The sequence below is a fragment of the Nitrospirota bacterium genome, assembly GCA_016212215.1.
GTDB lineage: Bacteria > Nitrospirota > 9FT-COMBO-42-15 > HDB-SIOI813 > HDB-SIOI813 > JACRGV01.
Genome location: JACRGV010000083.1, coordinates 1 through 11,995 on the forward strand (window position 1 = coordinate 1; position 11,995 = coordinate 11,995).

Genomic DNA, 11,995 nt, shown 5'->3' on the forward strand with positions numbered 1-11,995 from the left:
GGATGAACCCTCATGAGCGGGGCGCTCACAAAGGGAAATGAAAATAGTAAACAGTAAGCAGTGAGCAGTAAACAGGAAAGGCAGTCTTTATCTGCTAACTGCTTACCGCTTACTGCTTACTTGGGGTCATTTTCGGATGAAGGATTAGTCTTCCTGGTGATATGGGAGTTCCTTCTCCCAGTCCTTGTCCTTCTTTTCCCCTTCCCACGGTGGCTTGCCATAGAACATTGCACCGGTTGCATCAACATTACTGAAGTTGGCCCCTTCAGTCTTGACCTTTCGCATATCAGCCTCAATCAGTTTTGCACCGGAGAAGTTTGCACGGGTCAGGTCAGCACCCCGCAGATTAGCCCAACTCATGTCTGCACCTGAGAGGTCGGCGTCTGTAAGTGTTGAATCAATAAACATAGCACCCTTCAGATTGGAGTTCATCAATATTGCCCCGGATAGATCAGACACCTGAAAGTGTGCCTCTTCAAAGTCACAGCCTTCCATATTAACATTACGCATGTCCGCCCTCTGGAAAAACACCCTTTTACCTCTGACGCCTTTAAGGCTTGCATTTGCGATATTTACTTCTGCCATAAATGCATCTTCAAGAATGGCCTCGTCAAGAATTGTATTTATTAACTTTGCACCGGTCATAGTACAGCCGGACAGGTCAACCCCATGCAAATCCATTCCGCTGAGGTCTGCCCAGCTAAGGTCCATGCCAGCTACGCTCTCGTTGTTCTGTAATCGTTTGAGTAATTCTTCTTTAGTCATCCGAAAGCCTCCATAGCCCACCCTCCCCCTGACCCCCTCCCGTCAAGGGAGGGGGGATTATTGGCAATCATTCATATCTCCCCTCCCCTTGCGGGAGGGGGATTTTCATTGTCCCTTGTAATCGTGTTGCTCATAAGTAATTTCATCAGCCATCTCTTACTTCTAACCTCTTACTTCTTGCTTCTAACTTCTCGCCTTGCTCATCTCAATAGCTACGCTGCGTGCCTGCCACATATCAACTTTACCGCTTCCGAGTGTTGGGATTGTCTCGATATAGTAAATATTATCTCTACGTGGAATCCAGAGCCTCGGCAGGTCTGTCCTGCATAAGTACTTCCAGATATCATCTGAGTTCATATCTTTATCTGTATGGAGCACAACAAGCCGCTCACCTTTACTGCTGTCTGTGACTGCTGTAACAAAACAGCCTGCATTGCCAAGTAAGCCGCTTATGGTCTCCTCAATCTTTACATGAGGCACCATCTCACCGCCTATCTTGCTGAATCTGGATAAGCGGTCTGTAATCATTATAAAGCCGTCTTCATCTATTGATGCAATGTCTCCTGTTATGTACCAGCCGTCTTTAAGCACATCTCTTGTCTTCTCAGGCTGGCCAAGATAGCCTATCATACGGTTTTGGCCTTTTATAAGAAGCATACCCTCCTGCCCCTTACCATTACCAAGAGGTTCTCCTGTCTCGATATCTACCACCTTTGCCGCTACACCGGGAATTGGATGTCCAACTGTGCCGGGCTTGTTCCCGCATTGACGTACTGTCCAGTGCTCAATATTCTGCATATTCACTGAAACAACCGGCCCCATCTCAGTACAGCCATACCCCTCCATAAGGTCAATGCCGAACTTTTCCTTAAATCCTGCGGCAACCGTCCCCTGTAATTTTTCAGCGCCAACTATGGCATAACGTAATGATGAAAAGTCTTCTCCATCGCATTTCTTAATGTAAGATGAACAGAACGTCGGGGTACTTAGGAGGATTGTAGCCTTATATCTTGATGTCATCTCACCAACAGTCTTTGCATCAAGGGGATTCGCATGATATACAGCACCAAAACCGATGACAAGGGGAAACCACAGAGTAGCAGTAAATCCAAAGGAATGGAAAAATGGCAGCACCCCCATAACCTTATCTTTCTTAGTAAGATGAAATACCTGAGAAAAACCTTCAATGTTTGAAATAAGGTTATGATGAGAAAGCATTACGCCCTTTGGTATTCCTGTACTGCCGCTTGAACAGATAACAGCGGCAAGGTCATCCGGCTTTCTCCGGTCACGAATAACGAGTCTTTTAAGTAAGGTATACGGAAGAAGGAAGGCAGCAGCTCCTGAGATTATTTTTTGAGAAGAGGTTACAGACTGCATAATGTCTTCAAGGAAGACCATGTTAGCAGCATCAACCTCCCCCCCCCTCACCCTAACCCTCTCCCCCAAGGGGAGAGGGGAGGAGGAAAGCTTCGCACTCTCTTCCCCCTTTAGAAAAGACGGAGAGTGTCCGACCGCCTCGATAAATTTTCTCGATGAAATAATCGTCTTAATACTGCACTGCCGGATGGCCTCGGACATGCACTCATTCCCGGAGGTAAAGTTGAGGTTAACAGAGACCTTTGCTGCCATTTGGACAGCTATGTTTGCAATTGCACCGCCGACTGATGCAGGCAGGAGTATGCCGATGTTTTCTTCCCTGCTGCAGTTTCTCTTTATCCACGACGCAAGCAGAATCGAGGCAGTAAGAGTTTTCCCATAATTAAGTTCCCTGCCTGTGAAATCAGCCATACAAAAGGAGAACCAGTTTCTTTTAGCATTTTTCATAAACCGCAGATGGAGAAGGTCATCAGGAACCCTCCTGAACCGGACGGCATCGCTCCCAAGCTCGACCACAGCCTGACGAATATCATAAGCCTTAACATCCGACTGCATTGGCCGTCCAAAAGATATTGTAATATGATGAGGGAAGCTGTGGGGCAATTTTCTAAGGAATCTCCCACCGCTGAAACTGAACATACTCCCCCAAACACGGTCAAGATGAACAGGGATAACAGGGACATCTAACCCCTCTACTATCCTTTCAAACCCCTTTTTAAATGGAAGGATGTTACCTGTGCGTGTAATCTCACCTTCTGCGAATAAACAGACCGGATTACCTTCCCGCAATTCATTCCTTGCATGGGCAATAGACTGGAGCAGGTCCTTACGGCTCTTTTCAGATACAGGGATAGCACCCATTAATTTAAAAAACCACTGCAGCCATCTGATGTTATAATACGACCGTGCGATCATGAAACGGACAAACCTTTTTGTGCAGGAGCCGATCAAAAGGGCATCAACAAAGGAAACGTGGTTTGATATGAGGAGCACCGGACCTTTTAAGGGTACATTCTCGTATCCCGTAATCCTCACCCTGTAAATTGTCCTGACAACTATCCACAGTACAAACCTGGCAAAATATCCGGGCAATTTCCTTACGATATACGCTGTCACAATAAATGTAACAAAGCCAAATATAAGGATAACTTTATTGGCCTGTATTTGTAGAAAGTCCCTGAATAACCAAAGCGCTCCTGAGGATAAAAGGACTCCGGCCATATTCAGGAAATTGTTGGTCGCTATCAACCTCCCCTTTTCCTGCTGTCCGCTCGCCTGTTGGAGATATGCATTCATAGGCACGATGAACAACCCGCCTGAAAAGCCCATTAAGATCAGGACAATCACTACCATCTTAAATGATGAGGTCGAAAATGAGAGGAGTATTGAAAATAATCCCATCCCGATTGATCCGGCAGGTACAAGCCCAGGCTCGATACTATCACCGGAGAGACGTCCCGCTACAATACTGCCGGCCCCTATCCCGATTGCGAGTGATGCAACAAGAAGCCCGATCCACTGGTCATTTAAATGCATCAACTCCTTCCCGAATAAAATAATAAGCATCTGAAGAAGCGCCCCAAGAAACCAGAAGTAGGAAATCCCGACTACTGTCAACCAGAGAGGCCTGACCTCGTAAAGACGCTTAATGCCTGTTATAATCTCTCCCCACGGGTTCAGCCTGAATGCCTTTTTCGATCCTGATGTCGGGACCTTTGAAATCCTTGTACTCGCCAGCGTACCTGTTACTGCTATAACAATAAGGGCGAACCCCATATACTCAACACGGCCTCTCCACTTTGCAAATATTAAACTGCCGATTGCAGTGCCGAGTATGATGGCAAGAAATGTAGTCATCTCAAGCAAACCGTTTGCCCTTGATAAATCCTTATATGGAAGCATCTCAGGGACTATACCGTATTTTGCAGGGCTAAAGAATGTAGAATGGACAGCAACAAGGAAAAGCACAACCAGCATAAACTCAATCCTGACCGAGCGGAATGCGAACAAGGCAAGTACCATCGCAACAATCTCAAAGCCTTTTGCACCGATAATTACACTCCGTTTATTAAACACATCCGAGACATAACCTGAATACCCGGAAAAAAGCAAGAAGGGAAGAATGAAGAATGCGCCTACAAGAGAAAGGTAGCCGCTGCCGCCGCCGGACTTAGCCACAGTCTCCACAGCAAACAGGGAGACCACCATCTTAAAGAGGTTGTCATTAAATGCCCCAAGAAACTGAGTCATTAGAAATGACAGAAATCCAAAATTTTTTAAAAGGTCTGTGTATCTGCCGCCTGACATAACGGGCTATATTATGAATGTATGAACGGATTTTTGCAAACTGTTAAGTTTAATTTCAGCGATTCTCTTGTTTCACCGATAATTGCTGATTAAGTTACATTTGCCTTGCAATAAGAACACTATTATAGTAATATTATTAAAATTTTTAATGGGGCTAAAAGATAGATTTTAGAATTATCTCACGCCAGCCGAGCCGCCAAGAGATAATATTCACTGGCGGCGTTTTCCAAGCCCAAAATCTGAAGGAAATAATAAAAAATGAAAACCGGCAATAAATTATTCCTAATAGGTATAGCAGTATTATATATAACATTTCATGGGATATTAAATTCTTCTTTTGCAGGTGAAGCAAGCCTTTCATGGACACCGCCAACGACTAATGTTGATGGCACAACCTTAACAGACCTTGCCGGATACAAAGTTTACTATGGAACATCCTCAGGCAGCTATAGCTCAATATTAGATGTTGGGAATGTGACTGCATATACGCTGACAAACCTTACAGAAAACATTACATACTTTTTTGCTGTAACAGCTTATGATACAGCAGGAAATGAAAGCAATTTCTCAAGTGAAACTTCTAAAACTATACCTATTCCCATACCCCCTGATTTAATATCTCCAACCGGTACAGTCTCTATTAACAATGATGCGGTTTATACCAATACTTCTAATATTATTCTAACACTATCCTGTACTGATAATGATTCAGGATGCAGGCAGATGCAGTTTTCTGAAGATAATATATCATGGAGTAAATGGGAAGCATTTTCCTCAAATAAAACTTTTACATTTTCCAGTGGAGAAGGGGCAAAGAACATATATGTAAAGTTTCAGGACAATGCCGGCAACATTTCAGTCAGTTGCACTGACTCGATAATAGTTGATAAAACCCCTCCTTCAGGGACATCGTCTATAAACAGTGGCGCAACTTATGCAACCACTTCATGGATTACAATAACGCCGTCATGCAGTGACAATTTAAGCGGTTGTTCATTGATGCGGATTTCAAACGATAACATTGCATGGACATGGTTTACGTGGAAAAACGTTTCGAACAATAAGGATTGGCAGGTACCAAATGGCGATGGGGTTAAAGTAGTTTATATACAATACAGAGATAAGGCAGGCAATTATTCAATTAAACATACAGCAGCTATAACCCTTGATACAACTTCTCCAATTATATCCGGCATAGCAAGTAATAATATAACAACTAATCAATTAACAATAAGCTGGACAAGCAATGAACCGGCCACATCCCATGTAGAATACGGCACAAGTAACCTTTATGGGACGCTCAGTAACCCTGATAATAATTTAACAATATCCCATACAGTTGTATTGTCGGGTTTAACCCCTGACACTACTTATTATTTCCGCGTACGTTCCATAGATCAGGCAGGGAATCAGGGTATATCAACAGGGTACACATTTACAACACTCAGAAATATGCAACCGGAAATACCGGCTCCAATTATGGATATGAGTATCATGCCGGCCTTAAGTACAAAAAATTCTGTGACGATTAACTGGACAGCAACAGGCGCTGATGGTACCGTAGGAACGGCAACAGCCTATGACTTGAGGATGTCAAGATTCAGGATTATAGAAGACGGCATTACTCCAAAACAAGGCGAAATAAACTTTTCAATAGCCCCCAAAATAACAGGTGTCATCTATCCGGCACCTGCCGGTACAGTTGAATCTTTTCAAGTAAATCAACTTGTTCCAAATAGTGTATATTTCTTTGCTATCAAAGCAATTGATGAAAAAGGAAATGTTTCTGCAATATCAAATGTAATAAATGGAAATAATTTTCCGGCACTCCCTGTAACAGCACTAAGAAATGGCTATACAGCTATATCAATACCATTAACAACTCAAACATCAGATGCACAGACATTATTAAGCGGAATTGTCGGTTCGCCGGTAGAAGTTTACTCATGGATGTCTTATGGCATAACTAATGGTGGCGGTTCCTTTACAACTGCAACAAATATCATTCCCGGAAATGGATACTTATTAAAGTCAAACACGAACAATGCTATACTTAATGTTACCGGCACTGTAATTACAGACCCGACCAGAACTATTCCACTTAATTCAGGCTGGAATATGATTGGAAACCCATATCCACTGGATATACCGCTAATAAACACTTATATAAAGAATATTGGTACAGGAGAAATAAAAACCTACAAAGATGCCGTGATAGCAGGGTGGGTCAGCAATGCATTATACACATACAACGGGAGTACATATAGTTTTGTTTTGTATGACACTGCTGCACTTAAGATTTGGCAGGGATACTGGATTTCTGTAATATTGGACGGGCAATATGAGCTTGTAATTAATAAACCATGAGGGAGCAAATCCAAACATCAAAATACACAATAATATTTCTTACTTTTATAATATCGTTACTCAATTCCTGCGGAGTTGACGGAAAAAGCTCTCAAGGATCATCAAACTCCGCTGCCTTATCATGGGAACCTCCTACAACCAATGTTGATGGGACTGAACTGACAGACCTGGCAGGATTCAAAATCTATTACGGAAAAACATCCGGCACATATTCAGAAGTAATAGATATAAACAACTCTATTGCAACTGAGCATACTATAGAAGGACTTGCTGAGGGGACTTATTATTTTGCAACAACTGCTTATGACACTACGGGGAATGAAAGTTACTACTCAAATGAGGTAATCAAAACAATCAGGTAGGATAGGCAAGGTTATAGACCTCAAGCTCACACTCTTTCAGATTCTCTTTGATACCTGATATCAACAATTCAATCGCCCTACTCTCAGGCTCCCCACCAACCTTCTCTAATATCGCTTTCATAAAAGGGGATAATGTTAACATAGTCATAAATAACCTCCATTAAGATTCTTTACATATTTGGCTAAGGGTCTGTCATGAAATAACTTGTGCATTTAGGCGCTCAGATTTCGGTCAGTTTTGAGTGCGACCGATTGAGCAAACCCGAAGGCGTAGTTGAATCTACGCTGAGGGGTTGCGATTGAGGAGCACACAAAGATGGCCGGAAGATGAGATGCATAAATGTATAGGTTATTTTATGACAGACCCTAACCTTATTATGAAATAGGAAACGACAGCGTTTTACTTGAATATACCCTTTAACTCCATTTTAAATCCCTTCAAAATCTGAGATTCAAGGGTGTCTTCCTCTCCATAAGTCTTATAAAGCTGGTAAATTTTATCATTCAGGATATGAATATCTATAGTCTTTTCCCCAGGCACCACAATCCAATACTCCTTTACACCATACCTTGCATATATCTTCTTCTTTTGTATAAGGTCCCTGTAGGCATTGTTTTCTGAAAGTATCTCAATTACCAGATCCGGTGCACCTTGTAAATTCTTATCTCCTATAATATTCAACCTTTCCTTTGTGATAAATAGAATATCCGGCTGAAGAACATTCTCATCATCAAAATATACATCATACGGTGCATAGAAAATCTCTCCACAGTCATTTTCTGTTACAAACTTCTCAAGTAAAAACTCTATCTTCCTTGATATCCTTTGATGGTTTGTTATAGGTGAGGGTGTCATAAACAATTCTCCTTCGATTAGCTCATATCTTTTATCCTCAGGTGTTTTAAGATAATCCTCATAAGTATATTTTTTCTTTTCTATAATAGATGTCCCCATAAGTCCTCCCCAAAAAAAATGATTTTATCTGTTACTACCCCTCTTATGAACCTTCTCCAAAAATCAGGAATCCAGACACAAGAAATCTATCATAGATAAAAAAGTAAATCAAAATTAATAAACAGATAACTACACCTAAAGGTTAGTACCTTTGCTATTCAGATTATTTACTTTAAGTGGGGAATACTTCTGATACTACGTGGGGATTTTTGTTGAAATTCAATTGCGGGAAGATTTCATCTCAGACTTTCTCAAAAGCCAAATAATAAAACCAACCACAGTCAGTGAGAGGAAGAAGAAAGGTATATACTGTAAGGCGTTTGCTATCGTAGATTTACCTGAAGCGGATAGACCGGTAAACCAGAGAACACAACTCTTATGGCCATTACCTTCTATAACTGATAGTACTCCTCATACCACTCCACAAACTTCTTTATTCCTTCTACAATAGACGTGGAGGGCTTAAACCCAACATCCCTAATCAAGTCATCCACATCAGCATAAGTAGCCGGCACATCACCCGCTTGAATCGGCAGCAGTTTTTTATCTGCCTTCTTACCGAGGCAATCCTCCAACACCTCAATAAATCTCATCAGTTCAACCGGATTATTATTGCCTATGTTATAGATTTTATACGGGGCATAGCTTGAAGACGTGTCAGGATTGTCTCCATTCCAATTGAGGTCAGGCTTCGGAACATTATCAATCACCCTCACCACCCCCTCAATAATGTCGTCTATGTATGTAAAGTCTCTCTGCATCTTTCCATAGTTGTACACATCTATAGCAGTACCTTCCAGTATAGCCTTTGTGAAAATAAATAGTGCCATATCAGGCCTGCCATAAGGACCATAAACTGTAAAAAATCTCATTCCCGTACATGGTATTTTATACAGGCTTGCGTAGGTATGAGCCATCAACTCATTTGATTTCTTTGTTGCAGCATAAAGAGAAACCGGATGATCAACATTGTGATGAACAGAAAACGGCATTTTTGTATTTGCACCATACACTGAACTGGAAGAGGCAAAGACAAGATGTTTAACGCTATTATGCCTGCATCCTTCAAGAATATTTAAGAACCCTGTTATGTTGCTATCTACATAAGCATAAGGATTAATAAGGCTATACCTAACCCCTGCCTGAGCAGCCAGATTAATTACTACGTCAAAATGCCCACTTTCAAAAAGCCTCAAAACATTCTCTCTGTCCTCAAGTCGCAGTTTTGTAAATTGGTAGTTTGGATATTTTGAGCTATGAATAGTATTGTTATATTTTATTTTGGAGCTGTCGATTCCACACTCTTTCAACCTGTCAAACTTAAGCTTGACATCGTAATAATCATTTATACTATCAAGTCCTGTTACTTCATCACCACTATCCAATAATTTTTTTGAGAGGTGAAATCCTATAAAGCCGGCGGTACCGGTAATCAAAATGCGTTTCATGGTTATCTATTTTACTCCTTTCATTTAGCTGCTTTTGGCTAACCTTATTATGCAATAGTAAACAAAAGCGATTTACCTGTATATTCCCTTTAACTTCATCCTATCCCCCTTCAAAACCTGGGACTCAAGGGTATCAGCCTCTCCATAAGTCTTATAAAGCTCGTAAGTCTTAAAGTGCTCCCCTCTCAACCCAAACGGCCTGCCGTATATATAGGGAGATAACAACTGACATTACGCTGATTAATGTTGTTGGCACTCAGGATGTAAGCTTTTTGGGGATGATAGTGCTCGGCGTAGACCTTCAAACTCTTGGATTGGGTCACCCATCCGGATTTGACCTCCACTGGTATGATTTCCCCCTCCTTTTCAAGAAGAAATTCCACTTCTGCTGTGCGGCCCTGCCAGCAGTAGAGGGTCTTAACACCTGCAGACTGCAGTTCCTGAGCCACAAAATTCTCCGCCACGTAACCCTGATAACTGCCGAAATCATAGTTCAGGAACGTGACCGGGGAGATGCCGCTTATGGCGCCTAGGAGGCCCACGTCAAAGAAATAGAGTTTGAAGCGGTTTCCCTTCACATACCCGAAAAGGGGAATGCCAGCGGTATCTACAATGGGAACCCGAATGAGCAAATTAGCTCGTTCCAGCCAGTCTAATGGCGTGGATAGTCTTTCGTAACCGCGGATTCCGGGTATGCTGTCACGGAGCTTGAACTTGCCTGCTGATCCGTTCTGTGTCTTTGCCAATTGCGCAGGGACATTCCGCCAGAGTCTCTCGATATGCAAGGCGTTGGCCTTCCCGCAGTGTTTCGCCATGTCGGCCAGATAGGCATCCAACAAATCCCGCTGGGTCTTTCGGACCATCTGAACGGCCTCATACAAATTATCCTGTTTTTCCCTATAATTGTTGACGGCTTCGGGCAGACCGCCGACGACCAGGTAATGCTTCCACATACCCCATAATTGTTCATGGGCTATCTCCGGGAGGGGATGGTTTAAGTCATGTTTCCGGATCAATTCGGCCAGTCGTTCCTTTCCCGCTCCATCGAGGAATTCATCAAAAGAAAGGGGGTGCATTTCCATAAACTGAACTTTTCCGACCGGAAAGGAGTCCACATGCAGCATCACGCCCAGTAGCGATCCGGCGGCGCATAGGGCTAATTCGGGCATATCCTCGGAGAAATATTTCAGGCTGGTCAGGGCCTTTGGGCAACTTTGGATCTCATCAAAAAATACCAGATCCTGACGGCGGTCAATGATCTGATCGAGGTAAAATTGCAGTTCGTCAAGAATACGATCCGGTTTCAGATCCTGCTCAAAAATCCGTCCGAGCCTTTCATCCTCTTCGAAATTGACATAATGGCAACGGGGAAAGGCTACCCTGCCGAATTCTTTGAGAATATAGGTCTTACCAACCTGCCGGGCACCCCGGAGAATCAGGGGTTTGCGGTTCGCGGATAATTTCCAGTCATTTAAAGACTCTGTTATATTGCGTTTCATAAGGCATTAAATACTCAATATGTGCATTTTATGCAATGACTATTATACATATTGACTAACTTTTGGCAAGCACTTTTGTGTAGGAATATTGAACTAACTACACCTTTAAATGCGGGTCTAATCGTTGTTACCGTTAATGCTTACTTGAAAATGCCTTTTAATTCCATTGTAAATCCCTTCAAAACCTGAGACTCAAGGGTATCAGCCTCGCCATAAGTCTTATAAAGCTCATAATTCTTATCCTTCAGGATATGAATATCTATAGTCTTTTCTCCAGGCGATACAATCCAAAACTCCTTCACACCAAATTTAGCATAGAGCATCTTCTTCTGTATCAAATCCCTCGATGCCGTACTTTCAGAAAGTATTTCTATTACAAGGTCCGGAGCCTCCTGTATATTCTTCTCACCAATAATGTTTAGCCGATCTTTAGCAATAAACAATATATCCGGCTGAACAACATTCTCATCATCAAAATATACATCACATGGGGCACAATAAACTTCACCAAGGTCATTATCAGTAACAAATCCTTCAAGATTAAAAGCAATATTTATAGATATCCTCTGATGTCTCGGTACCGGCGCAGGTGTCATAAGCAATTCTCCTTCTATCAATTCATATCTCACATCATCAGGTGTTTTAAGATAATCCTCGTACGTATATTTTTTCTTCTCTAAAATTGATGTCGCCATAAGTCCTCCCCAAAAAATTGATTTTATCTGTTACTACCCCTCTTATGAACCTTCTCCCAAAACCATGAATCCAGTCACAAGAAATCTATCATAGATAAAAAAGTAAAGCAAAATTAATAAGCAGATAGCTGCGACTAAAGGTGTGGAACTTTGCTATTCAGATTATTTAGAAAAAGTGGGGAATTATTCTGATACTACGTGGGGATTTTTGTTGAAA

9 protein-coding genes and 1 pseudogene are annotated in these 11,995 nt (G+C 42.1%); 2 read left to right on the plus strand and 8 right to left on the minus strand.

From position 1 onward, the window contains the following. Window positions 1-144: 144 nt before the first annotated feature. Both HZA08_07605 and HZA08_07610 read right to left on the minus strand, forming a co-directional pair. The gene (locus tag HZA08_07605; protein MBI5193290.1) at window positions 145-765 is read right to left on the minus strand and encodes a pentapeptide repeat-containing protein; all 621 of its coding nucleotides are present in this window, start codon (window positions 763-765) and stop codon (window positions 145-147) included. 183 nt (window positions 766-948) lie between these two features. Then, the gene (locus HZA08_07610) at window positions 949-4,452 is read right to left on the minus strand and encodes an MFS transporter (protein ID MBI5193291.1); all 3,504 of its coding nucleotides are present in this window, start codon (window positions 4,450-4,452) and stop codon (window positions 949-951) included. A 258-nt stretch (window positions 4,453-4,710) separates the two neighbouring features. Between HZA08_07610 and HZA08_07615 the strand changes: the two genes are divergently transcribed. Further along, a complete protein-coding gene (locus HZA08_07615) occupies window positions 4,711-6,819 on the plus strand; it encodes a fibronectin type III domain-containing protein (GenBank protein ID MBI5193292.1) in 2,109 nt (702 codons plus the stop codon). Continuing rightward, window positions 6,816-7,181 (plus strand): fibronectin type III domain-containing protein, encoded by a 366-nt coding sequence (locus HZA08_07620; protein ID MBI5193293.1) that lies wholly within the window; start codon window positions 6,816-6,818, stop codon window positions 7,179-7,181. Before HZA08_07615 ends, HZA08_07620 begins: the two co-directional genes overlap by 4 nt. Here the strand turns inward: HZA08_07620 and HZA08_07625 are convergent. The 6 genes and pseudogenes from HZA08_07625 to HZA08_07650 all read right to left on the minus strand — a co-directional run bounded on the left by HZA08_07625 (window position 7,174) and on the right by HZA08_07650 (window position 11,778). Beyond that, window positions 7,174-7,329, minus strand: a complete 156-nt coding sequence (locus HZA08_07625; protein MBI5193294.1) for a hypothetical protein — start codon at window positions 7,327-7,329, stop codon at window positions 7,174-7,176. The two genes, HZA08_07620 and HZA08_07625, sit on opposite strands and share 8 nt — an antisense overlap. A 252-nt stretch (window positions 7,330-7,581) precedes the next feature. Next, window positions 7,582-8,136, minus strand: coding sequence for a Uma2 family endonuclease (locus HZA08_07630; protein ID MBI5193295.1), 555 nt, complete (start codon window positions 8,134-8,136; stop codon window positions 7,582-7,584). A gap of 306 nt (window positions 8,137-8,442) precedes the next feature. Next, window positions 8,443-8,532 (minus strand): annotated as a pseudogene (locus HZA08_07635) (adenylyl-sulfate kinase). Then, window positions 8,529-9,590: an NAD-dependent epimerase gene (locus HZA08_07640; protein MBI5193296.1), complete on the minus strand. Its 1,062-nt coding sequence runs from the start codon at window positions 9,588-9,590 to the stop codon at window positions 8,529-8,531. The pseudogene HZA08_07635 and the gene HZA08_07640 overlap by 4 nt, the downstream one beginning before the upstream one ends. Before the next feature lie 179 nt (window positions 9,591-9,769). Then, complete coding sequence (locus HZA08_07645) at window positions 9,770-11,083, minus strand: ATP-binding protein (GenBank protein ID MBI5193297.1); 1,314 nt, start codon at window positions 11,081-11,083, stop codon at window positions 9,770-9,772. A gap of 140 nt (window positions 11,084-11,223) precedes the next feature. Further along, window positions 11,224-11,778 (minus strand): Uma2 family endonuclease, encoded by a 555-nt coding sequence (locus HZA08_07650; GenBank protein ID MBI5193298.1) that lies wholly within the window; start codon window positions 11,776-11,778, stop codon window positions 11,224-11,226. Between the last annotated feature and the right edge of the window lie 217 nt (window positions 11,779-11,995).